Origin of the sequence: Pseudomonas vranovensis DSM 16006 (assembly GCF_000425805.1) — a bacterium.
In the GTDB taxonomy this organism is placed as follows: Bacteria; Pseudomonadota; Gammaproteobacteria; order Pseudomonadales; family Pseudomonadaceae; genus Aquipseudomonas; species Aquipseudomonas vranovensis.
On sequence record NZ_AUED01000012.1, the window covers coordinates 104,062 to 125,388 of the forward strand.

The window sequence follows — 21,327 nt, forward strand, 5'->3', positions numbered from 1 at the left end:
CCTTCGAACAAAAAACCGGCGCACAAGGCGCCGGTTTTTTAGTGCCAGGATGGTTTACAGGCCATCGAGCAACGCTTTGTTGCGCACCGCACCCTTGTCGGCGCTGGTGGCCAGCAAGGCGTAGGCCTTGAGCGCGGTGGTCACTTTGCGTGGGCGCGACTCGACCGGCTTCCAGCCTTTCTTGTCCTGCTCGACGCGGCGCGCCGCCAGCTCTTCGTCGCTGACCAACAGGTTGATCGAACGGTTGGGGATGTCGATCAGCACTTTGTCGCCGTCCTGCACCAGGCCGATGGCGCCACCGGCAGCGGCTTCTGGCGAAGCGTGGCCGATGGACAGGCCCGAGGTGCCGCCAGAGAAGCGACCGTCGGTGAGCAGGGCGCAGGCTTTGCCCAGGCCCTTGGACTTGAGGTACGACGTCGGGTAGAGCATCTCTTGCATGCCCGGGCCGCCTTTCGGACCCTCGTAGCGGATGATGACGATGTCGCCAGCCTTGACTTCGTCGGCGAGGATGCCGCGCACGGCGCTGTCCTGGCTTTCGAAGATCTTGGCGTTGCCTTCGAACACATGGATCGACTCATCGACGCCGGCGGTTTTCACCACGCAGCCGTCCAGGGCGATGTTGCCGTACAGCACGGCCAGGCCGCCCTCTTGCGAGTAGGCGTGCTCGACACTGCGGATGCAGCCGTTTTCACGGTCGTCATCCAGCGTTTCCCAGCGGGTCGACTGGCTGAAGGCGGTCTGGGTCGGGATACCGGCCGGGCCTGCCTTGAAGAAGTGGTGCACCGCTGCGTCGTCGGTCTGGGTGATGTCCCACTTGGCGATGGCTTCTTCCATGCTCGGGCTGTGCACGGTCGGCAGGTCGGTGTGCAGCAGGCCGCCACGGGCCAGCGAGCCGAGGATGCTGAAGATGCCGCCAGCGCGGTGGACGTCTTCCATGTGGTACTTCTGGATGTTCGGCGCGACTTTGCACAGCTGCGGCACCTTGCGCGACAGGCGATCGATATCGCGCAGGTCGAAGTCGATCTCGGCTTCCTGGGCCGCGGCCAGCAGGTGCAGGATGGTGTTGGTCGAGCCGCCCATGGCGATGTCGAGCATCATGGCGTTCTCGAACGCCTTGAAGTTGGCAATGTTGCGCGGCAACACGCTCTGGTCGTTCTCGCCGTAGAAGCGCTTGCACAGTTCGACGATGGTGCGGCCGGCCTGAAGGAACAGCTGCTCGCGGTCGCTATGGGTGGCCAGGGTCGAACCGTTGCCCGGTAGGGCCAGGCCCAGGGCTTCGGTCAGGCAGTTCATCGAGTTGGCGGTGAACATGCCGGAGCACGAACCACAGGTCGGGCAGGCACTGCGCTCGTACTCGGCGACTTTTTCGTCGCTGGCGGTGGAGTCGGCGGCGATGACCATGGCGTCGACCAGGTCCAGGCCGTGGCTGGCCAGCTTGGTCTTGCCGGCTTCCATCGGGCCGCCGGAGACGAAGATCACCGGAATGTTCAGGCGCAGGGCGGCCATCAGCATGCCGGGGGTGATCTTGTCGCAGTTGGAGATGCAGACAATGGCGTCGGCGCAGTGGGCGTTGACCATGTACTCGACCGAGTCGGCGATGATCTCGCGGCTTGGCAGCGAGTAGAGCATGCCATCGTGGCCCATGGCGATGCCGTCATCGACCGCGATGGTGTTGAACTCCTTCGCCACGCCACCGGCGCGTTCGATCTCGCGGGCAACCAGCTGGCCCAGGTCCTTCAGGTGTACATGGCCCGGGACGAACTGGGTGAACGAGTTGGCGATGGCGATGATCGGCTTCTTGAAATCTTCGTCTTTCATCCCGGTGGCGCGCCACAGGGCACGTGCGCCGGCCATGTTGCGACCGTGGGTGGACGTTTTAGAGCGGTAATCAGGCATGAAGCACTCCTGGCGGCTAATCAGGTAACAAAAAGGGGAAGTGAGCTTCTCTTGTCCTTTGCACCGAAGGCAGGTGGCCGCTGGTACGGATGAAGCCGATGACGCCGCGGGATCGCCGTGCGCTCGGCCAGAGCTCATAAACCCGCCGGGATACTGGCGATGAATAGCCCGATTCTACACCGCTGGGGGCTTCTGGGAATGGCGTTGTGGATGGTCGGCCGCTTTATTCGGCGCAGTTGTCGAGCGCAGGGTAAACCCGATCCTGTCCGGTAGGAGCGGGTTTGCCCTGCGAATGCTTAGCTGTTGGGCAGCAAGCGGCAGGTAATGCTCTTGATGTAGCGGGTTTCCGGGATCGCCGGGTGAACCGGGTGATCGGGGCCCTGGCCACCGCGTTCGAGCAGCTGGATGTTGCGATCCAGGTGACGGGCGCTGGTCAGGAGGATGTTCTGCAGGTCGTCTTCGGGCAGGTGCATCGAGCACGATGCGCTGACCAGGATGCCGTCCTTGGTCAGCAGGCGCATGGCCTGCTCGTTCAGGCGGCGGTAGGCGCCTTCACCGTTCTTCAGGTCTTTCTTGCGCTTGATGAAGGCGGGCGGGTCGGCAACGATCACGTCGAAGCGTTCTTCGGAGGCCTTGAGCTCTTTCAGGGCTTCGAACACATCGCCTTCGATGCACGTGAGCTTCTCGGCAAAGCCGTTGAGCCCGGCGTTGCGCTCGACACCATCGAGGGCAAAGCCGGAGGCATCGACGCAGAACACTTCACTGGCGCCAAAGGCACCGGCCTGCACGCCCCAGCCGCCGATGTAGCTGAACAGGTCCAGCACGCGCTTGCCCTTGACGTACGGTGCCAGGCGCGCGCGGTTCATGCGGTGGTCATAGAACCAGCCGGTCTTCTGGCCTTCCATGACCGGCGCTTCGAACTTGACGCCGTTCTCTTCCAGGGCGACCCACTCCGGCACCAGGCCGAACACGGTTTCGACGTAGCGGTTCAGGCCTTCGGCATCACGGGCGGCCGAGTCGTTCTTGAACAGGATGCCGGTTGGCTTGAGCACCTGGACCAGGGCGGCGATCACGTCGTCCTTGTGTTGTTCCATGGTGGCCGAGGCCAGTTGCACCACCAGGATGTCGCCGAAACGGTCGACCACCAGGCCCGGCAGCAGGTCGGAGTCGCCGTACACCAGGCGGTAGAACGGCTTGTCGAACAGTCGCTCGCGCAGCGACAGGGCAACGTTGATGCGGTGTACCAGCAGCGACTTGTCCAGGGCCAGCTTGCTGTCGCGCGACAGCAGGCGTGCGCAGATCAGGTTGTTCGGGCTCATGGCGACGATGCCCAGGGCCTTGCCGCCGGCGGTTTCGAGGATCGCCTGGTCACCGGCCTTGAAGCCATGCAGCGGGGTCGCGGCGACGTCGATTTCGTTGCTGTAGACCCACAGGTGGCCGGCGCGCAGGCGGCGGTCGGCATTGGCTTTGAGACGAAGGCTGGGCAGGGACATGACGTCGCTCCGGGAAAAAAGAGCGGGATTATAACCCGATGCCCGTCATACAGATTCGTCGTGGCGACAAATAGCAGGCCGTCGCGCGCCTTTCGCTTGCCCACCGGGCGAGGCGATCGGGTTAGAATCGCGCCTCAGCCCCGAGTGTGTACCTATGTCCCAGGAACTTTCCGCCGAACAGATCCAGCAAGCCCTGCAAGGTATCAGCGTGCCGCCGCAACCGCAGATCATGGTTGACCTGCAGTTCGAGCAATACATGCCCGATCCCGACCTGGAGGTGATCGCCAAACTGATCTCCCAGGACCCTGGCCTGTCCGGCGCTTTGCTCAAACTGGTCAATTCGCCCTACTACGGTTTGAGCAACAAGATCGCCTCGATCCAGCGCGCGGTGAACCTGCTGGGCAGCCGCTCGATCATCAACCTGATCAACGCCCAGTCGATCAAGGGCGAGATGAGCGACGAGACCATCGTCACCCTCAACCGTTTCTGGGATACCGCCCAGGACGTGGCCATGACCTGCATGACCCTGGCCAAGCGCATCGGCTCGCAGGCCGTGGATGAAGCCTATGCCCTGGGCCTGTTCCACGACTGCGGCGTGCCGCTGATGCTCAAGCGTTTCCCCGACTACATGAGTGTGCTCGAAGACGCCTATGCCAGCGCCGGCCCCAACCAGCGGGTGGTCGACACCGAGAACCAGGTGTTCAACACCAACCATGCCGTGGTCGGCTACTACACTGCCAAGTCCTGGCGCCTGCCAGAGCACCTGAGCAACGCCATCGCCAATCACCACAACGCCCTGGCGGTGTTCAGCGATGACTCAGCGCGCAACAGCCAGCTCAAGAACCTGCTGGCGATCCTGAAGATGTCCGAGCACATCTGCGCGTCGTACCGGGTGCTGGGCAATCAGCACGTGGACCACGAATGGAATACCGTCGGGCCGCTGGTGCTCGACTATATCGGGTTGTCGGAGTACGACTTCGAGAACCTCAAGCAGACTATCCGCGAGCTGGGCGGTCACTGATTCATGCCGGAACTACCTGAAGTCGAAACGACCCGGCGCGGGATCGCGCCTTACCTGGAAGGCCAGCGGGTCAGCCGGGTGATTGTGCGCGACCGCCGTTTGCGCTGGCCAATCCCTGAGGACCTGGACATCCGCTTGTCCGGGCAGCGTTTCGTCAAGGTGGAGCGGCGGGCGAAATACCTGCTGCTGAACGCCGAGGTGGGCACGCTCATCAGCCACTTGGGCATGTCCGGCAATCTGCGCCTGGTCGAGATCGGCCTGCCGGCCGCCAAGCACGAGCATGTGGATATCGAGCTGGAGTCGGGGCTGGCCCTGCGCTACACCGACCCGCGTCGGTTCGGTGCGATGCTCTGGAGCCTGGACCCGCTCAATCACGAGCTGCTGATCAAGCTGGGGCCGGAGCCGCTGACCGACCTGTTCGATGGCGAGCGCCTGTTCCAGCTGTCGCGCGGCAAGCATATGGCGGTCAAGCCGTTCATCATGGACAACGCGGTGGTGGTCGGGGTGGGCAATATCTACGCGACGGAGGCGTTGTTCGCCGCCGGCATCGACCCGCGCCGCGAGGCGGGGAGCATTTCGCGGGCGCGCTACCTGAAGCTTGCGATCGAGATCAAACGCATCCTGGCCTGCGCCATCGAGCGCGGCGGCACCACCTTGCGCGACTTTATCGGCGGCGACGGCCAGCCGGGCTACTTCCAGCAGGAGCTGTTCGTGTACGGGCGGGGCGAGGAGCCTTGCAAGGTCTGCGGTAGCATTTTGCGCGAGGTCAAGCTGGGCCAGCGCGCCAGCGTCTACTGCCCGCGCTGCCAGAAGTGAACGTGCTCAGCGTGGGCTGAGCACTGCCGATTCACCCACGCCGCGCGGATCGCTCGCGGCTTCCAGGGTGTTGGCGGCCTTGTTCCAATACAGCACCTGTTGATTGCCGTAGGTCCGCCCCAGGTCCTTGAGCGTGTAGCCGCGTGCCTGCAGTTCGCGTTGCTGCGCGGGGCTGAAGGTGCCGGGCTCATGCTCGACCACATCCGGCAGGTACTGATGGTGATAGCGCGGCACCGCTGGCCAGTTGGCAATCGGCTTGCCTTCCAGGAAACCCATCATCGACAGCAGCACCATGCTCGGGATCCGGCTACCGCCTGGTGTGCCGAAGGCGGCGAACTGGGTCGGGCTTTCGATAAAGCTTGGGCTCATGCTCGATAGCGGGCGCTTGCCGGCCGCCACCGCGTTGGCCTGGCTGCCCGCCAGCCCGTAGCTGTTGCTACCGTGGGGATCGGCGGCAAAATCGTCCATTTCGTTGTTCAGCACCACGCCGGTGCCAGGTGCGCTGAAAGCGGCGCCGAAAGGCAGGTTGACCGACAGCGTCGCGGCCACGGCATTGCCGTTGGCATCGATCACCGCGAAGTGGGTGGTGTGGTCGCCTTCACGCCAGGCGGGGGCCGGTGGCAGGCGGCTGCTCGGCGTGGCCTGGTATGCCTCGATGCTATCGGCAAGGCCGGTGAGGTAAGGACGAGCGAGCAACTGCGTGACAGGGTTGGCGACGTAATCCGGGTCACCCAGCAGGCCGCGGTCGCGGTAGGCCCGGCGCAGTACCTCCAGCACGTAATGGCTGCGTTGCACTGGCTCTGCACTTTGCCACGGCAGGCGCTGGAGCATGGCCAGGCTCTGGGCCAGGGCGATGCCACCGGCCGAGGGTGGCGGGGCGCTGATCAGTTCGCGCTGGTCGGCCAATGGGTAGCGCAGTGGTTCACGTGTGGCTGTGCGGTAGTTGGCCAGGTCGTCCAGGCTCCAGATCCCGCCTGCCGCTTGCACGCCGTTGACCATGGCCTGGGCGGTAGCGCCGGCATAGAAGCCGTCGCGGCCCTGGTTGGCCAAGCGTTCGAGGGTGACGGCCAGCTCCGGTTGGCGGATCTGCGCGCCCAGGGCGGGCACTTCGCCTTGCTGGAGGAACAGGCGGGCGCTTTCCGGGTCGTCGCGCAGGGCGCTCAAGCGCATGGTGGCCCGGTCGCGGTAGACGCGGTCGACGGCAAAGCCCTGGTTGGCCAGGCGGATGGCCGGGGCCAGGGTACTTTTGAGCGGTAGCTTGCCGTAGTGCGCGGCCAGGTCTGCCAGTGCCGCCGGCAGGCCCGGGATGGCCGCAGCCAGCGGGCCATTGATCGACAGCCCCGGCTGGACCTTGCCGTCCTTGAGGTACATGGCCGCGCTGGCCTTGCCAGGGGCTCGCTCTCGGGCATCGATAAAGGCGTAGCGCGCGGGGTTGCCTGCCTCGCGCAGGAGGAAGAAACCGCCGCCGCCCAACCCCGAACCATAGGGCTCGACCACTGCCAGCGCAGCACTGACGGCAATCGCCGCGTCGAAGGCGTTACCGCCTTGCTCGAGGATTTCCCGTGCGGCCGCCGTGGCCTGGGCATGCGGGCTGGCAATCGCCGCCTGGCCCGGCCCTTGCGCCTGGGCGCACGCCGCCCCTAGCGCGAACAGCGCGCCAAGGATCAGGGGGGGAAAGCGGGCGACGAACGGCATCACGCCTTGCCGGTGATTCGGCGGTATTTTTCCATCAGTTGCTCTTCGGTCTCCGGGTGGGCTTCATCCAGGGGGATGCAGTCAACCGGGCAGACTTGCTGGCATTGAGGCTCGTCGTAGTGGCCCACGCACTGGGTACACAGGTTCGGGTCGATCACGTAGATCTCTTCGCCCTGGGAAATAGCGGCGTTCGGGCACTCGGGTTCGCAGACGTCGCAGTTGATGCAATCGTCGGTGATGATCAGGGACATGGGGACTCCGGCCAGGGCTCAGAACCCTGGCATTTGAAAACCAATGGGCACAATTGTGCCGCATTAGCGCCCGTAGTGCACGCGGGCGCGGTCGTCAAATCACCGATGTCACTTCTTGAAGCGTTCGGTCAGGGCGTCGGCCACGATGGGATGGACGAACTTGGTGATGTCGCCACCGAGCGCCGCAATTTCCCGGACCAGGGTCGAGGAAATGAACGAGTAGCGCTCGGAGGGGGTCAGGAACAGGCTCTCGACATCGGGTGCGAGCTGGCGGTTCATGTTCGCCAGCTGGAACTCGTACTCGAAGTCCGAAACCGCCCGCAGGCCACGCAGGAATACATTGGCCTGCTGTTCCTTGGCGAAATGCGCCAATAAGCTGGAGAAGCCGATGACTTCGACATTGGGCAGGTGCTTGGTGACCTCACGAGCCAGTTCCACCCGTTGTTCCAGCGGGAACAGCGGGTTTTTCTTCGGGCTGGCAGCGACCGCAATGATCACTTGGTCGAACAGCCGCGAGGCACGCTCGACCAGATCGCCATGGCCCTTGGTAATAGGGTCGAAAGTACCTGGGTACAACACTCGGTTCATCGCGTCGTCCTGGCAGGAGTGCGTTGGGGAGTCGGATGGTATCGCAGCAGTGGCAGTCGGCCAAGTCGCCTGCGCACGCTGAAGGCACTATAGACAGTGTGTTGATTTGTTGTCATCTGCTGGCAGCCAGGCGCTCGATCAGGGCATCGGTGAGCCGGGCGGTGAGGCCATACACCGACAGTTGCGGGTTGGCGCCGATGCTGGTGGGGAACAACGAGCCGTCGTGAACCGACAGGTTGGCCAGCTGATGATGCCGTCCGAGGCTGTCGCAGACCGCTCGGCGCGGGTCTTCGCCCATGGTGCAACCGCCCATGACGTGGGCGCTGCCAAGGCGGGTGCGAAACAGCTCAAGGCTCAGGTTGTCGATCATTTGCCGGACTTCGGCCAGGGTATTCACGTAACGACCGTCACTGTGCATTGGCAGTACCGCCTCGGCCCCGGCGGCGAACTGGATCTCGGCCATGGTGTGGAAAGCGCGGCGTATGCCTTCCCACAGGTAGGGGGACACGGGGTAGTCGAGCACTGGCGTGCCGTCACCGCGCAACTGCACTTCGCCACCGACGCTTTCGGGGTGGAAACCGTCGCGCAGCAGGGCGAGCATGACGTGAGTGTTGGGCAGTTGCTCCATGCGCAGCGCATTGTCGTGGCCAAAACCACCGAGCAGGGTGGCGGCCAGCGCTGGCTGCAGCGGTGGCACTTCGAGTTTGTAGCCGACCGGGCCGGCGACGCCGTCGCGCCACTGGAAGTGATCGGAATAGATCGACTGCGGTGCACCGTAGAAGGGGTTGACCTTGTCCTTGAACAGGCCGGCGCTGAAGTTGACCAGGTGCAGGAACGTGCGCTTGCCCAGGCGCTCATGCGGGTCGGGGGCATCCGAGCGCAGCAGTAGCGCCGGGCTGTTGATACCGCCGCCGGCGAGAATGTAATGCCGTGCCTTGACCTGGATCTGGCGCCCGGTGGGGTTCACGCAGCGCTCGTCCATGGCTACGCATTGCAGGCTGCTGATGCGCTCGCCATCGTGGACCAGACGTTCGGCGCGAGCCAGGTAGAGCAGCTCGCCGCCCTTCTCCAGGGTGGCCGGAATGGTGGTCACCAGCATGGACTGCTTGGCGTTGACCGGGCAGCCCATGCCGCAGTAGCCCAGGTTCCAGCAGCCGCGCACGTTGCGCGGAATCACCTTCCAGCTGTAGTTCAGGGCCTCGCAGCCGCGCCGCAGTGCCTCGTTGTTGGCATTGGGCGGCATGGCCCAGGGCGCGATGCCCAGGCGCTGCTCCATGCGCTCGAAATAAGGCGTCAGTTCTGCGCTGCTCAAGCCTTTGACGTCATGCTCGCGGGCCCAGTGCTGCAGGGTCGGCTCGGGGGTGCGAAAGCTCGAGGTCCAGTTGATCAGCGTGGTGCCGCCCACGGCGCGGCCTTGCAGGATGGTAATGGCGCCATCCTTGCTCATGCGGCCAATGCCTTCCTGATAGAGGCTGGCATAGGCCTGGTCTTCGAGCAGGTGGAAGTCGCTGCTGGTCTTGAGCGGGCCTTCTTCGATCAACAATACCTTGAAGCCGGCGGCACTGAGCAGCTCGGCGCTGGTGGCGCCGCCGGCACCGCTGCCGATAATGGCGACATCGGCTTCCAGGGTCAGGTCGTGGTCCAGGCGCGAGGCGTCACGGGTTTTCCAGCCGCGGGCAAGGCCTTCGCGAAACAGGTCGAGTACGGGCATCTTCAGCCTCTTGTCGTTATGGGGGGGTCAGACCTTGGGTGGGCCTGGGTAGCCGCAGTGCGCCCAGGATTCAGGCATCTCGTACCAGGCCATCTGCAACAGTTGCAGCAGCGAGGCATGGCCCATGCGCAGCAGGTTCAGCGAGCTGTTTTCCCAGCGCCGCAGGAAGGCCACGATCTGCTCGCTGCTGGCGTTTTCCCAACTGCCCCAGATGCCAGTCAATGGTCCGCGCGTCACTGGCAGGGCCAGCACATCGAGCAACTGCAGGGTCAGCTTGAGCATCGCCGGGGACAGGCTCGCGAGCTTGGTGTCCAGGCGATGCAGCAGCGCTTCGCGAGTGTCGGGGGCCGCGGTGCCAGCGAGGATCACCGGGATCACGGCGTATAAAATGGGCAGGTCGCCCTGGCGCAGGGTGATGAAACCGCTGGCGGGCGCCTGTGCCGAACAACCGCTGAGGCTGGCGCCCAGCCCGGCGGTGGCCAGAAAGGCCGTGGCGCCGAGGCTGAACTTGAGCAGGCCGCGACGGCTCAGGGTGGGTGATGCGGGCAGGCTTGTGGTCATTGTTGTTGTGCCTGTTGGGTGTTGTTAGCGAATGAACAGTTTGTACACCAGCTTGATCAACGACTTGCCGTAGGGCGGGTAGATGAGCCGGGCGGCATTGACGCGCTGCTTGGCGAAGACCGCCTTGGCCTTGCTGAAGGTCAGGAAGCCCTCATGGCCGTGGTAGTGACCCATGCCCGAAGGGCCGACGCCGCCGAAGGGCAGGTCATCCTGGGCCACGTGCAGCAAAGTGTCGTTGAGGCAGGCACCGCCGGAATGGGTGTTATCGAGCACTTTCTGTTGCTCGGCGCGGTCGTAGCCGAAGTAATAGAGCGCCAGCGGGCGCGGGCGCTGGTTGATGTACTGCAGCGCCTCATCGAGGTTGTCGTAGGGCACCAGCGGCAGCAGCGGCCCGAAGATCTCATCTTGCATCACACGCATGTCGTCGCTGACCTGCAGCAACAGGTGAGGTGGCAAACGGCGGCCCTGGCGGGGTTCCTGGGGGTACAGGTCGACGATTTTTGCGCCCTTGTCGCGGGCATCGCTCAGGTAGCTGTCCAGGCGCGCCAGATGGCGTGGGTTGATGATCGCGCTGTAATCCGGGTTGTCGGCCACGGTCGGGTAAAAGCGGTGGACGACACTGCGATAAGCGCTGGCAAAGTCATCCAGGCGTTCGCGTGGCACCAGCACGTAGTCCGGGGCCACACAGGTCTGTCCGGCGTTTAGGGTCTTGCCGAAGGCGATGCGTTCGGCGGCGTCTTTCAGGGGCACGGTAGCCGAAACGATGGCCGGGGATTTACCGCCCAGCTCCAGGGTGACCGGGGTCAGGTTCTGCGCCGCTGCCAGCATCACATGGCGACCGATGCTGGTCGCGCCGGTGAACAAAAGGTGGTCGAAGGGCAGGCGTGAAAAGGCTTCGCCGACTTCCGCCTCGCCCAGCACGACGCTGACCAGGTCCGTGGGGAAGATCGATTCCAGCAGCTGCTTGAGCAGCAGACCGGTCGCTGGCGTGGCTTCGCTGAGCTTGAGCATGACCCGGTTGCCTGCGGCCAGGGCGCCGGTCAGCGGCCCGATGGCGAGGAACAGCGGGTAGTTCCACGGCACGATGATCCCGACCACACCCAGTGGTTGGTACAGCACCTTGGCGCTGGCGGGCTGGAAGGCCAGGCCGACCTTGCGCGGCGAGTCTTTCATCCATTGCTTGGTGTGGCGCTCGGCATGGTGCAGCCCCTGGATGCTCGGCATCAACTCGGCCAGCCGGGTTTCGTCGGCGCTGCGGCCGCTGAAGTCTTCGCTGATGGCCTGGATCAGGGCGTCCTGTTGGCTGAGCAGCAATTGGCGCAAGCTCTTGAGCCATTGTCGGCGCTGGGCCAGTGGCGGCATGGGGTTGCCGGCAAACGCCTGGCGTTGGGCGCTGAACTGCGCGGTGAGTTCTTCAAGGGCGGTCGAAGGCAAAAGACGAGCAGCATTGGCGGTCATGCGAAACTCCACGGCAGCGTTTTTTCTAGAGCTTATACTCTAATCTGATTCTTTTGCGACCCCTTTTTGACGACAGGCAGGTACATCCGCATCGGGATAAACCGTAAGATGGACCCATTCATTCACGCCCGGTATCTGGAACTGATCATGGCCCCGCGCATCAAGACCCGCGAGCGCATCGTGCAAAACAGCCTGGAGCTGTTCAACCAGCAAGGCGAACGCAGTGTCAGTACCAACCACATTGCCGCTCACATGGAGATTTCCCCGGGCAACCTCTACTACCACTTCGCCAACAAGCAGGAAATCATTGCCGTGCTCTTCACCCAGTATGAAGAGCTGGTGGAGAGCTTCCTGCGCCCGCCCCAGGGGCGGCCTTCGACGGTCGATGACAAGCGCTTCTACCTCAAGGAGTTGCTGGCGGCGATGTGGAACTACCGATTTCTGCACCGTGACCTCGAACACTTGCTCGACAGCGACAAGGAGCTGGCAGCCCGCTACCGGCGTTTCTCCCAGCGTTGCCTGATCCAGGGGCAAGCCATCTATCGCGGTTTTGTCGAAGCTGAAATCGTCCAGATGGACGCCGTGCAGATCGAGTCGCTGACCCTCAACGCCTGGATCGTGCTGACCTCCTGGGTGCGGTTTTTGTGTACCACCCGGGAGAATTCGACCCACCTGAGCGAGGACGCCTTCAAGCGCGGGATCTATCAGGTGTTGGTACTCGAGCTCGGTTTTGTCACCGCCAAGGCCCGTCCGGCGGTGGATGCGTTGTGCCAGGAATTCTACGTTTCGCTCAATCAGGCACTGGAGCAATAAAGCCCGGGCCCTACTCGTTCAATCGTTCAGGAGACTGTCATGCCCCTCGCGCAACTGATCACCGCCCAGCAATTGGCCGAACGCCTGGAGGCGCCGGCGCTGGTGATTCTCGATTGTCGTTTTGCTCTGGAGGATATTGATTATGGTCAGCGCAGCTACGCCGAAGGACATATCGCCGGGGCGCATTTTGCCGACCTTGAACGTGACCTCAGCGGACCGATCGTCAAGGGTGTGACCGGGCGACATCCGCTGCCTGACCCCCTGCGCCTGGTCGAGCGCCTGCGCAGCTGGGGCATCGACAACGACAGTGAGATCGTCCTGTATGACGATGGTCCAGGTGCCTTTGCCGCCCGCGCCTGGTGGCTGCTGGCCTGGCTGGGCAAGCGTAGCGGGGTGTCCATTCTCGATGGCGGCTTGAAGGCCTGGCATGCGGCCGGTTTGCCCTTGAGCCTCGATCCGCCGGCCAGGCGTGAGGGCAGTTTCAGCGGTGAACCCGACATGAACCTGGTGATTGCCGCCGATCAGTTGGTCGAGCGCCTGGGGCAACCCGAGATGACCCTGATCGATGCCCGAGGCTTGCCGCGTTTTCGTGGTGAAGTGGAGCCGATCGATCCGGTGGCCGGGCATATTCCCGGGGCGCAGTGCGCGGCGTTTACAGATAACCTCGGCGCCGATGGTCGCTTCTTGCCGGCCGACCAGCTCAAGCAGCGCTTTGCCAAAAAAATCGGCAAGCGCTCACCGGAACAGTTGGTGGCGTATTGCGGCTCGGGCGTAACGGCGTGCCACAACCTGTTCGCCCTGGCGTTGGCGGGGTATCCGCTGGGCAAGCTGTATGCCGGGTCGTGGAGCGAGTGGATCACCAACCCGCAACGGCGGGTGGCTACGGGCGACTGAAAAATGGGGGCAAGCCCGCTCCCACTATAAGTTTCCCGCCAACCACTGCGGAATCCGCCGTTCCAGGTAATACCCGGGATTTCGCAGGCTCCCATCGACAAACCCCACATGACCACCGCGCGCGTGCAGCTCGAAGGTGGTCTGTGGCGGCAATTCATTGGTCGAAGGCAGGCTGTGGCTGAACACGAACGGATCATCGCTGGAATGGATGATCAGCGTCGGCGTACGGTTTTCACCGAGAAAGTAGCGACTCGATGCTCGGCGGTAATAGTCCTTGGCATCGACAAAACCATTGAGGGGCGCCGTCACCCGGCCATCGAAATCCCAGAACGTGCGCAGGTTCTCCAGCGAGCCCAGGCGCTCCAGGGCGGCCAGGCCTTCCTGGTGGTCGTGATGTCGGAAGTGGCGTTGTTTATCTTTCACGTAGGCCAGCATGGCGCGCATGAAATGTGCCTGATATACCTTGGAAAAGCCGAGACCGATGCGGTCGGCACAATGGTCCAGGCGGAAGGGTACCGATACCGCCACCGCCGCCTCCAACTGGCTCGCCGAGCCCACTTCCCCCAGGTGCTTGAGCAACACGTTGCCCCCCAGCGAATACCCCACGGCATACAGCGGTGCTTGCGGGCGGCTGGCGCGGATGTGATCGATGGCCTCGGCAAGATCCTCACTGGCGCCGGAGTGGTAGCTGCGCGCAAGCAGGTTCGGCTCGCCCGAGCAGCCGCGCCAGTTCAGCGCCACGCTGGCCCAGCCACGGCCAGCCAGGGCCTGTTGCAAGCCGATGACATAGGGAGAGCTGGATGAGCCGGTCAGCCCATGCAGCACCAGCACCAGCGGCGTGGAGGTTTCGTGCGGGCCGTGCCAGTCGAGATCAAGAAAGTCGCCATCGGTGAGCCACAGCCGTTCGCGTAGACGGCTCAACGCAGCAGATTTGCGCCACAGCGGCCCCCATAGCGTCTGCATATGCGGGTTACCCAGTCCCAGGGCGGGTTTGAAGGGGCTGGACGGAGAAGGGGACATCGAAGGTATCTCGGCAAAAAAAAGGCGCAACGGTTGGTTACAAGTGTAACGTCCGTTGCGCCTTTCTGCGTTCAATCAGCCGCGTTGCCAGAGCGCGTAGTACACCTGGCCGGCTTTCTTTTCCCGGTGCAGGCGCCAGTTGCCAGGCAGTTGCAGGGTCGAGGGCGGGGTTTCGCTTTCGGTGTAGATCCAGGCATTGGCAGCCAGCCAGTTGCGCTCTTCGAGCAGGGCGCAGGTGGTGGGCAGCAGTTCCTGGTGGAACGGTGGATCCAGGAACACCAGGTCGAAGGCCATTTTCGGCTCGCCCTGGAGGTAACGCTGGGCGTCGCTCTGGATCAACTGGCCACGCGGGCAGCGCAACAGCTCCAGGTTCTGCCGCAGGCTGGCGATGGCAGCCGGGTTGCTGTCCAGTGCTACCGCCTCGGATGCACCACGGGACAGCGCCTCAAGGTACAGGGCGCCGCTGCCGGCAAAGGCATCGAGCACTTTGGCGCCTTCGATATGCGGCGCGAGCCAGTTGAACAGCGTCTCGCGCACCCGGTCCGGCGTTGGGCGCAGGCCGGGGGCGTCGGGGAAGCTCAGGCGACGGCTGCGCCATTCGCCAGCGATGATGCGCAGTTGGCCGGTGCCGTGGTGTGGCTTGGCCGATTTTGCAGATGGACTGGCCATTAATGCTCCGGTACGCCAAGCGGCTGCTCGGCGGGTTTGTCAGTGGGCGGCGGCAAAGGCTTTTGCGGCACGCTTGGGCCAGCGGTGACGATGACCATCTTGTCCGCAGCCAGGTGTTTGTTCAGGGCAGCCTTGACCTGTTCGGTGGTCAGGGCCTGGGATTGTTGCATGTAGTCTTCCAGCCAGGTCAGCGGCAGGTTGTAGAAACCGATGGCGCCCAGTTGACCGACGATGCTGGCGTTGCTGGCATTGGACAGCGGGAAGCTGCCGGCCAGCTCACGCTTGGCGTCGTCCAGCTCCTGCTGGCTCGGGCCGGTCTTGAGGTAATCGCCGAGGATGTCCTGGACCAGCTTGAGCGTGCCTTCGCTGAGTTCGGCACGGGTCTGCAGGTTGATCATGAACGGGCCACGGACCTGCATCGGGCTGAATACCGAGTATACGCCGTAGGTCAGGCCGCGTTTTTCGCGCACTTCGCTCATCAAGCGGGTACCGAAGGTGCCGCCGCCGAGGATCTGGTTGCCCAGCGACAGCGCGGCATAGTCCGGATCGTTGCGGTCGATGCCCAGCTGGGCCAGCATCAGGTGGGTCTGCTTGGACGGGAAGTCGATGTGCGTGGTGCCAGGTTTGGGCTCGGTGGGTTGCGCCAGCTTGGCCAGCGCCGGGCCCTTGGGCAGGGCTGAAGAGACCTGTGCGGCAATGGCTTCGGCTTCGCTGCGGCTCAGGTCGCCGACCAGGGCAATGACCGCGTTGCCTGCGGTGTAGGCCTTGGCGTGGAAGGCGCGCAGTTGCTCCAGGGTGATCGGCGGGATGCTCTTGGCAGTGCCGTCGCTGGGGTGGGCGTAAGGGTGGTTGCCGTACAGGCGCTCGAACAGCGCGATGCTGGCCAGCTTGCCCGGGTTCTGCTTCTGGTACTCGAAGCCTGCCTGCATCTGGTTCTTGATGCGTTCGAGGGCATCCTGCGGGAAGGTCGGTTTGCCGACGACCTCGGCGAACAGCTTCAGCGCCGGTTCGCGTTTGTCTGTCGCGCTCAGGCTGCGCAGGGTGGCCACGGCCATGTCGCGGTATGCGCCGTTGCCAAAGTCTGCGCCCAGGCCCTCGAAGCCTTCGGCAATGGCAGTCACGTCTTTACCGGCAACCCCCTCGTTGAGCATGGCGTTGGTCAGGGTCGCCAGGCCTGGGGCGTCGCCATCCTGGCTGCTGCCGGCGGCGAAGGTCAGGCGCAGGTCGAACATCGGCAGCTCGCGGGCTTCGACGAACAGTACCTTGGCGCCTTCGGTGGTGTTCCAGGTCTGGATGTTCAACTGACGGCGGCTGGGAGCCTTGCCGTCCAGTTCGGCCAGGGTCTGCAGGGTGTTGGCCGGCTTGGCGGCGGTGCTGCCCGCAGGTTGCGCGGCGTTGTCCGACTGGGCGGGCTTGGCCAGGAAGAACGCCACGGCGCCAACCAGCACCAGGACGCCGAGGCCGATCAGGGTGTAGCGGGGTGCGCTGCGATCACTCATGAGCGGTCTCCTCGGGCAGTACGTGTGCAACGCTCAGGCGTTCACGGGTGAAGTAGGTGCGCGCAGCGTTCTGGATGTCGGCCGGGGTCACGCTTTTGAGTTCGTCGAGTTCACTGTCGATCAGCTTCCACGACAGGCCGACGGTTTCCAGCATGCCGATGGCCGTGGCCTGGCTGCTGATGGAGTCGCGGTCGTAGACCAGCCCCGCGATCACTTGGGCGCGCACGCGTTCAAGTTCTTCAGCGGTTGGTGGGGTAGTCTTGAGTTCGTCGAGCAGTTTCCAGATACCGGTTTCAACCTCGGCCAGGGTCTTGTTCTTCTGCTGGTTCGGCGTGGCCGAGATCAGGAACAGGCTGTCGCCGCGGGTGAACGGGTTGTAATTGGACGAGGCGCCGGAGACCAGCTCCTGGCCGCGTTCCAGCCGGCTCGGCAGGCGAGCGCTGTAGCCGCCGTCCAGCAGGGCCGAGATCAGGCGCAGGGCATGCACGGTGCGCGGTTCCTTGGCGGTGGCCAGGCCCGGGACGTTGAAACCGTAGATAAGGCTCGGCAGTTGGGTGCGTACATGCAGGGTGGTTTCGCGCAGACCCGGCTCGGCCAGTTCCAATGGCAGCTTGGCTGGTGGGATCGCACGCTTGGCAATCGGACCGAAGAAGCGCTGGGCAAGGCCCTTGACCTCGTCGGCGGTGACGTCACCAACGACCACCAGCGTAGCGTTGTTCGGTGCATACCAGGATTCGTACCAGTGACGCAGCTCCTCGACCTTCATGCGGTCCAGGTCGGCCATCCAGCCGATGGTCGGGGTGCGGTAGCTGCTGGCGGGGAAGGCCATGGCGCTGAACAGTTCGAACGCCTTGGCGCTGGGCTGGTCATCGGTGCGCAGGCGGCGCTCCTCCTTGATGACCTCGATTTCGCGGCTGAACTCGTCGGCCGGCAGGCGCAGGCTGGCCATGCGGTCTGCTTCTAGCTCGAGGGCGACGGGCAGGCGGTCGCGGGCCAGCACCTGGTAGTAGGCGGTGTAGTCGTCGCTGGTGAATGCGTTCTCTTCAGCGCCCAGGTCACGCAGGATGCGCGAGGCTTCGCCGGGGCCGAGCTTCTCGCTGCCCTTGAACATCATGTGTTCCAGGGCATGGGAAAGACCGGTCTGGCCCGGGGATTCGTAGGTGGAGCCGACCTTGTACCAGATTTGCGAAACCACCACCGGCGCTCGGTGGTCCTCGCGCACGACCACTTTCAGGCCGTTGTCGAGAATGAACTCATGAGTAGGTTGCGGATCGGCGGCAAAGGCGGCGAGCGGCAGAAAAACTGTGCTGAGCAACAGGCCAGCGGCGCGGCGGGCTAGAGCATTCATACGTTGTTTAACCTGTAGGGCTACCCGCGTGGTCTTAGCGTCAGCGGGCTAGGAGGTGCTAGGATACTGATCCGGTTGCCTGACGACCATGCCTGTCGTGGATCTGACCCACAGGCCTCAAGACAAAATGTTGCGCATGAACGAGCCGGAATAAAAGTAGTCTGTTCTGCGTTAAAAGTATTTTCGAGGCGCCGCAGTGGCGCATCGCTACCCTGAGATAGCCGTCTTCCATGTTTGGTTCCAACGACGACAAAAAGACGCCGGCCGCGGCCGGTGAAAAGAAAGGCCTGTTCGGCTGGCTGCGCAGAAAGCCGCAGCAACCCGTTGCCGAGCAGCCACAAGCCCCTGAGCCGACCGAACCGGAGCAGCCTGCAGCGCTGACCGCCGAGGTGCCGGCTGCGGATGTTCCGGCAGCGGTTACGCCGGCACCGGCACCAGCGCCTGTTGCAGCTGCGGAGCCTGCGCCAGAGCCAGCTCCCGCCGTGCCGCCGGTTGTTGCCTTCGAGGCCCCGCCCACGCCGCCCGCCGGCCTGGTTCTGCCGGTGCCTGAAGAGCCGGTTGCATTGGTGGCCGATCTTGAGCCTCACTCGCCTCCGCCCATCCCGGAACGCCCGGCACCTGTCGCGGCTGTTGTAACCGAGCCTGCGCCGGTTGTCGTTGCCCAGGCTGAACCCGTTGCCACTCCGGTCATTACCCCCGAGCCTGTAGCGCCTGTAGCGCCTGTAGCGCCTGTAGCGCCTGTAGCGCCTGTAGCGCCTGTAGCGCCTGTAGCGCCTGTTGTCCCGGTTGCTACCGTTGTGCCGGTGGTAGAGGCCGAGCCGGTCGAGGTGCCTGAGCCTGCCCGCAATGAAGAGAGCAAGGGCGGTTTCTTCGCCCGCCTCAAGCAGGGCCTTTCAAAGACCAGCGCCAGTATCGGCGAGGGCATGGCAAGCCTGTTCCTGGGCAAGAAAGCCATTGATGACGACCTGCTCGACGAAATCGAAACCCGCCTGCTGACCGCCGATGTGGGCGTCGAGGCCACCTCGGTGATCGTCCAGAGCCTGACCCAGAAGGTCGCGCGCAAGCAGCTCGCCGACAGCGATGCCCTGTACAAGTCCTTGCAAGGTGAACTGGCCGATCTGCTCAAGCCGGTCGAGCAGCCCTTGCGCATCCAGGCCCAGGCCAAGCCTTTCGTGATCCTGGTGGTCGGCGTCAACGGCGCCGGCAAGACCACCACCATCGGCAAGCTGGCGAAAAAGCTCCAGCTCGAAGGCAAGAAGGTCATGCTGGCCGCCGGTGACACCTTCCGTGCCGCCGCGGTCGAGCAGTTGCAGGTGTGGGGCGAGCGCAACCAGATCCCGGTGATCGCCCAGCACACCGGTGCCGATTCCGCCTCGGTGATCTTCGACGCCGTCCAGGCGGCCAAGGCCCGCGGTATTGATGTGCTGATCGCCGATACCGCCGGTCGCCTGCACACCAAAGACAACCTGATGGAAGAGCTGAAGAAAGTCCGTCGCGTCATCGGCAAGCTCGATGCCGACGCACCGCACGAAGTCCTGCTGGTGCTGGACGCCGGCACTGGCCAGAACGCCATCAACCAGGCCAAGCACTTCAACCAGAGCGTCGAGCTGACAGGCCTTGCCCTGACCAAGCTCGATGGCACTGCCAAGGGCGGGGTGATCTTCGCCCTGGCCAAGCAGTTCGGCCTGCCGATCCGCTATATTGGCGTGGGCGAAGGCATCGACGATCTGCGCACCTTCGAAGCCGAACCCTTCGTGAAAGCACTGTTTGCCGAGCGGGAGCATCCATGATTCGATTCGAACAGGTCGCCAAGCGCTACCCCAATGGCCACGTAGGCCTGCATGAGTTGAGTTTTCGGGTGCGTCGGGGCGAATTCCTGTTCGTCACCGGCCATTCCGGCGCGGGCAAGAGCACCTTGCTGCGCCTGTTGCTGGCCATGGAGCGACCGACCAGCGGCAAGCTGCTGTTGGCCGGGCAGGACCTGGGGCAGATCAGCACCGCGCAGATCCCCTTCCTGCGCCGCCAGATCGGCGTCGTGTTCCAGAACCACCAGTTGTTATTCGACCGCACCGTATTCAACAACGTCGCCCTGCCACTGCAGATCCTTGGCCTGTCCAAGGTCGAAATTGCCAAGCGGGTCGATTCGGCGCTGGAGCGCGTGGCCTTGTCGGACAAGGCCGAGCTGTTCCCGGGCGACCTGTCCACAGGCCAGCAACAGCGTGTCGGTATCGCCCGCGCCATCGTCCACCGCCCGGCTCTGCTGTTGGCGGACGAACCCACCGGTAACCTCGACCCGCGCCTGGCCGCGGAAATCATGGGTGTATTCGAAGATATCAACCGCCTGGGCACCAGCGTGCTGATCGCCAGTCATGACCTGGCACTGATCGCGCGCATGCGCCATCGCATGCTGACCTTGCAGCGCGGCCGCTTGATCGGCGACGGGGAGGCCGGGCAATGAGTGCAACACGTAGTCCCAAGGTTTCCGAGCGGGTAGCGCCCAAGGCCGCTGATCCACAGCCGGAAAAGAAAAAGCGCGACAGCCATGACGATGATGGTCCTGACTTTCGCACCCTGCTGCACGCCTGGCTGGAAAGCCACCGCTCAAGCCTGATGGACAGCCTGCGCCGCCTGGGCAAGCAGCCCATCGGCAGCTTCTTTACCTGCCTGGTGATGGCCGTGGCCCTGAGCCTGCCCATGGGCTTGTCGCTGCTGTTGAGCAACGTCGAACGGCTGGGCGGTTCCTGGCAGCGCGCGGCGCAGATATCCCTCTATCTCAAGCTTGACGCCAGCACCGCTGATGGCGAGGCCCTGCGTGAGCAGATCAAGGGCCTGCCCGGCGTGGCCGAGGCCGAGTACGTCAGCCGCGAGAAAGCACTGGAAGAGTTCCAGCAGCAGTCCGGCCTGGGCGATGCGCTGCGGGAACTGCCTGAAAACCCGTTGCCCGGTGTGGTCGTGGTGACCCCGGCCGAAGTCGACAAACCTGCCCTTGAAGCCTTGCGCCAGCGCCTTGCGGAACTGCCCAAGGTCGATGTGGCGCAACTGGACCTGCTCTGGGTCGAACGCCTGGCGGCCATCCTCAAACTGGGCGACCGCTTTGTCTTCGGTCTGACGGTCTTGCTGGTTTCGGCACTGCTTTTGGTAATTGGTAACACAATTCGCCTGCACATCGAGAACCGCCGTACCGAGATCGAGGTGATCAAGCTTGTAGGCGGCACAGACAGCTATGTTCGCCGACCTTTCCTGTACATGGGTGCCTTGTATGGCCTGGGTGCGGGGGTATTGGCCTGGGGAGTACTCGCGTTTGGCCTTGACTGGCTCAACGACGCGGTTATCGGGCTTTCCGACCTGTATGGCAGTGATTTTTCCCTGGCCGGTGTGCCATCTGCCGATGGTCTGTCGCTCTTGCTTGGTGCGGTACTGTTAGGGTATATCGGTGCTTGGATTGCGGTCGCCCGCCACCTGAGCGAGCTTGCACCGCGATAGTGTCTTTTTGCTGCTATTGACTCTTTTCATTTTTAGGGAACTTGTTTCGCGGTTTCCGGTCAATGTTGGCAGTGCCTGAGGGCACGAGTTTAGTGAGTCGGAGGTTTTTTC

General features: G+C 63.8%; 19 protein-coding genes. 7 read left to right on the forward strand and 12 right to left on the reverse strand.

The window, feature by feature from the left end; translation table 11 throughout:
- Window positions 1–54 precede the first annotated feature (54 nt).
- Entirely contained in the window at window positions 55–1,896 is a 1,842-nt protein-coding gene (ilvD, locus tag H621_RS0113350; protein WP_028943883.1) for a dihydroxy-acid dehydratase, read from the reverse strand.
- A 296-nt stretch (window positions 1,897–2,192) separates the two neighbouring features.
- A complete protein-coding gene (locus H621_RS0113355) occupies window positions 2,193–3,389 on the reverse strand; it encodes a class I SAM-dependent rRNA methyltransferase (protein ID WP_028943884.1) in 1,197 nt (398 codons plus the stop codon).
- 208 nt (window positions 3,390–3,597) lie between these two features.
- Here H621_RS0113355 and H621_RS0113360 point away from each other — a divergent pair, with 208 nt between their 5' ends.
- Together H621_RS0113360 and mutM are read left to right on the forward strand one after the other, a co-directional pair.
- On the forward strand, window positions 3,598–4,410 hold the full coding sequence (locus tag H621_RS0113360) for an HDOD domain-containing protein (RefSeq protein WP_209420938.1): 813 nt from the start codon (window positions 3,598–3,600) through the stop codon (window positions 4,408–4,410).
- Between the two features lie 3 nt (window positions 4,411–4,413).
- Window positions 4,414–5,226, forward strand: a complete 813-nt coding sequence (gene mutM / locus H621_RS0113365; protein ID WP_028943886.1) for a bifunctional DNA-formamidopyrimidine glycosylase/DNA-(apurinic or apyrimidinic site) lyase — start codon at window positions 4,414–4,416, stop codon at window positions 5,224–5,226.
- Between the two features lie 6 nt (window positions 5,227–5,232).
- On the opposite strand, the gene ggt is transcribed toward mutM, so the two are convergent.
- The 6 genes from ggt to H621_RS0113395 all read right to left on the reverse strand — a co-directional run bounded on the left by ggt (window position 5,233) and on the right by H621_RS0113395 (window position 11,490).
- Window positions 5,233–6,921: a gamma-glutamyltransferase gene (gene ggt, locus H621_RS0113370; RefSeq protein WP_028943887.1), complete on the reverse strand. Its 1,689-nt coding sequence runs from the start codon at window positions 6,919–6,921 to the stop codon at window positions 5,233–5,235.
- Complete coding sequence (locus tag H621_RS0113375; RefSeq protein WP_010222176.1) at window positions 6,921–7,172, reverse strand: YfhL family 4Fe-4S dicluster ferredoxin; 252 nt, start codon at window positions 7,170–7,172, stop codon at window positions 6,921–6,923. The genes ggt and H621_RS0113375 overlap by 1 nt, the downstream gene beginning before the upstream one ends.
- 108 nt (window positions 7,173–7,280) lie before the next feature.
- Window positions 7,281–7,760 (reverse strand): pantetheine-phosphate adenylyltransferase, encoded by a 480-nt coding sequence (coaD, locus tag H621_RS0113380; protein WP_028943888.1) that lies wholly within the window; start codon window positions 7,758–7,760, stop codon window positions 7,281–7,283.
- Window positions 7,761–7,872: 112 nt separating this feature from the next.
- Window positions 7,873–9,471, reverse strand: coding sequence for a GMC family oxidoreductase (locus tag H621_RS0113385; RefSeq protein WP_028943889.1), 1,599 nt, complete (start codon window positions 9,469–9,471; stop codon window positions 7,873–7,875).
- Window positions 9,472–9,498: 27 nt separating this feature from the next.
- Complete coding sequence (locus H621_RS0113390) at window positions 9,499–10,032, reverse strand: hypothetical protein (RefSeq protein ID WP_028943890.1); 534 nt, start codon at window positions 10,030–10,032, stop codon at window positions 9,499–9,501.
- Window positions 10,033–10,056: 24 nt separating this feature from the next.
- Entirely contained in the window at window positions 10,057–11,490 is a 1,434-nt protein-coding gene (locus H621_RS0113395; protein WP_036989813.1) for a coniferyl aldehyde dehydrogenase, read from the reverse strand.
- A gap of 147 nt (window positions 11,491–11,637) precedes the next feature.
- Between H621_RS0113395 and H621_RS0113400 the strand changes: the two genes are divergently transcribed.
- Window positions 11,638–12,303: a TetR/AcrR family transcriptional regulator gene (locus H621_RS0113400; RefSeq protein ID WP_028943892.1), complete on the forward strand. Its 666-nt coding sequence runs from the start codon at window positions 11,638–11,640 to the stop codon at window positions 12,301–12,303.
- 39 nt (window positions 12,304–12,342) lie between these two features.
- Window positions 12,343–13,197, forward strand: a complete 855-nt coding sequence (locus tag H621_RS0113405) for a sulfurtransferase (protein WP_028943893.1) — start codon at window positions 12,343–12,345, stop codon at window positions 13,195–13,197.
- Between the two features lie 24 nt (window positions 13,198–13,221).
- Here the strand turns inward: H621_RS0113405 and H621_RS0113410 are convergent, their stop codons facing one another.
- The 4 genes from H621_RS0113410 to H621_RS0113425 form a co-directional block, all read right to left on the reverse strand.
- Complete coding sequence (locus H621_RS0113410; RefSeq protein WP_028943894.1) at window positions 13,222–14,217, reverse strand: hydrolase; 996 nt, start codon at window positions 14,215–14,217, stop codon at window positions 13,222–13,224.
- Window positions 14,218–14,292: 75 nt separating this feature from the next.
- Window positions 14,293–14,886 carry a 16S rRNA (guanine(966)-N(2))-methyltransferase RsmD gene (gene rsmD, locus H621_RS0113415; protein WP_028943895.1) on the reverse strand — a complete coding sequence of 198 codons (594 nt, stop codon included), beginning with the start codon at window positions 14,884–14,886 and terminating at the stop codon, window positions 14,293–14,295.
- Window positions 14,886–16,385, reverse strand: a complete 1,500-nt coding sequence (locus H621_RS0113420; protein ID WP_028943896.1) for a M16 family metallopeptidase — start codon at window positions 16,383–16,385, stop codon at window positions 14,886–14,888. The genes rsmD and H621_RS0113420 overlap by 1 nt, the downstream gene beginning before the upstream one ends.
- Complete coding sequence (locus H621_RS0113425; RefSeq protein ID WP_028943897.1) at window positions 16,378–17,733, reverse strand: M16 family metallopeptidase; 1,356 nt, start codon at window positions 17,731–17,733, stop codon at window positions 16,378–16,380. The genes H621_RS0113420 and H621_RS0113425 overlap by 8 nt, the downstream gene beginning before the upstream one ends.
- Window positions 17,734–17,963: 230 nt before the next feature.
- On the opposite strand from H621_RS0113425, the gene ftsY reads away from it, so the two are divergent.
- Genes ftsY through ftsX form a run of 3 tightly spaced genes read left to right on the forward strand, consistent with a single transcriptional unit; the run spans window position 17,964 to window position 21,216 of the window.
- Window positions 17,964–19,523, forward strand: a complete 1,560-nt coding sequence (gene ftsY / locus H621_RS0113430) for a signal recognition particle-docking protein FtsY (RefSeq protein ID WP_028943898.1) — start codon at window positions 17,964–17,966, stop codon at window positions 19,521–19,523.
- Window positions 19,520–20,191 carry a cell division ATP-binding protein FtsE gene (ftsE, locus tag H621_RS0113435; RefSeq protein WP_009396779.1) on the forward strand — a complete coding sequence of 224 codons (672 nt, stop codon included), beginning with the start codon at window positions 19,520–19,522 and terminating at the stop codon, window positions 20,189–20,191. The genes ftsY and ftsE overlap by 4 nt, the downstream gene beginning before the upstream one ends.
- Entirely contained in the window at window positions 20,188–21,216 is a 1,029-nt protein-coding gene (ftsX, locus tag H621_RS0113440; RefSeq protein ID WP_028943899.1) for a permease-like cell division protein FtsX, read from the forward strand. Before ftsE ends, ftsX begins: the two co-directional genes overlap by 4 nt.
- Window positions 21,217–21,327 lie beyond the last annotated feature (111 nt).

What these genes read in the sequence shown, in the direction of transcription:
- ilvD (WP_028943883.1), bottom strand. Translation starts at nt 1,896, where the DNA reads ATGCCTGATTACCGCTCTAAAACGTCCACCCACGGTCGCAACATGGCC.
- H621_RS0113355 (WP_028943884.1), bottom strand. Translation starts at nt 3,389, where the DNA reads ATGTCCCTGCCCAGCCTTCGTCTCAAAGCCAATGCCGACCGCCGCCTG.
- mutM (WP_028943886.1), top strand. Translation starts at nt 4,414, where the DNA reads ATGCCGGAACTACCTGAAGTCGAAACGACCCGGCGCGGGATCGCGCCT.
- ggt (WP_028943887.1), bottom strand. Translation starts at nt 6,921, where the DNA reads ATGCCGTTCGTCGCCCGCTTTCCCCCCCTGATCCTTGGCGCGCTGTTC.
- H621_RS0113375 (WP_010222176.1), bottom strand. Translation starts at nt 7,172, where the DNA reads ATGTCCCTGATCATCACCGACGATTGCATCAACTGCGACGTCTGCGAA.
- coaD (WP_028943888.1), bottom strand. Translation starts at nt 7,760, where the DNA reads ATGAACCGAGTGTTGTACCCAGGTACTTTCGACCCTATTACCAAGGGC.
- H621_RS0113385 (WP_028943889.1), bottom strand. Translation starts at nt 9,471, where the DNA reads ATGCCCGTACTCGACCTGTTTCGCGAAGGCCTTGCCCGCGGCTGGAAA.
- H621_RS0113390 (WP_028943890.1), bottom strand. Translation starts at nt 10,032, where the DNA reads ATGACCACAAGCCTGCCCGCATCACCCACCCTGAGCCGTCGCGGCCTG.
- H621_RS0113395 (WP_036989813.1), bottom strand. Translation starts at nt 11,490, where the DNA reads ATGACCGCCAATGCTGCTCGTCTTTTGCCTTCGACCGCCCTTGAAGAA.
- H621_RS0113400 (WP_028943892.1), top strand. Translation starts at nt 11,638, where the DNA reads ATGGCCCCGCGCATCAAGACCCGCGAGCGCATCGTGCAAAACAGCCTG.
- H621_RS0113405 (WP_028943893.1), top strand. Translation starts at nt 12,343, where the DNA reads ATGCCCCTCGCGCAACTGATCACCGCCCAGCAATTGGCCGAACGCCTG.
- H621_RS0113410 (WP_028943894.1), bottom strand. Translation starts at nt 14,217, where the DNA reads ATGTCCCCTTCTCCGTCCAGCCCCTTCAAACCCGCCCTGGGACTGGGT.
- rsmD (WP_028943895.1), bottom strand. Translation starts at nt 14,886, where the DNA reads ATGGCCAGTCCATCTGCAAAATCGGCCAAGCCACACCACGGCACCGGC.
- H621_RS0113420 (WP_028943896.1), bottom strand. Translation starts at nt 16,385, where the DNA reads ATGAGTGATCGCAGCGCACCCCGCTACACCCTGATCGGCCTCGGCGTC.
- H621_RS0113425 (WP_028943897.1), bottom strand. Translation starts at nt 17,733, where the DNA reads ATGAATGCTCTAGCCCGCCGCGCCGCTGGCCTGTTGCTCAGCACAGTT.
- ftsY (WP_028943898.1), top strand. Translation starts at nt 17,964, where the DNA reads ATGTTTGGTTCCAACGACGACAAAAAGACGCCGGCCGCGGCCGGTGAA.
- ftsE (WP_009396779.1), top strand. Translation starts at nt 19,520, where the DNA reads ATGATTCGATTCGAACAGGTCGCCAAGCGCTACCCCAATGGCCACGTA.
- ftsX (WP_028943899.1), top strand. Translation starts at nt 20,188, where the DNA reads ATGAGTGCAACACGTAGTCCCAAGGTTTCCGAGCGGGTAGCGCCCAAG.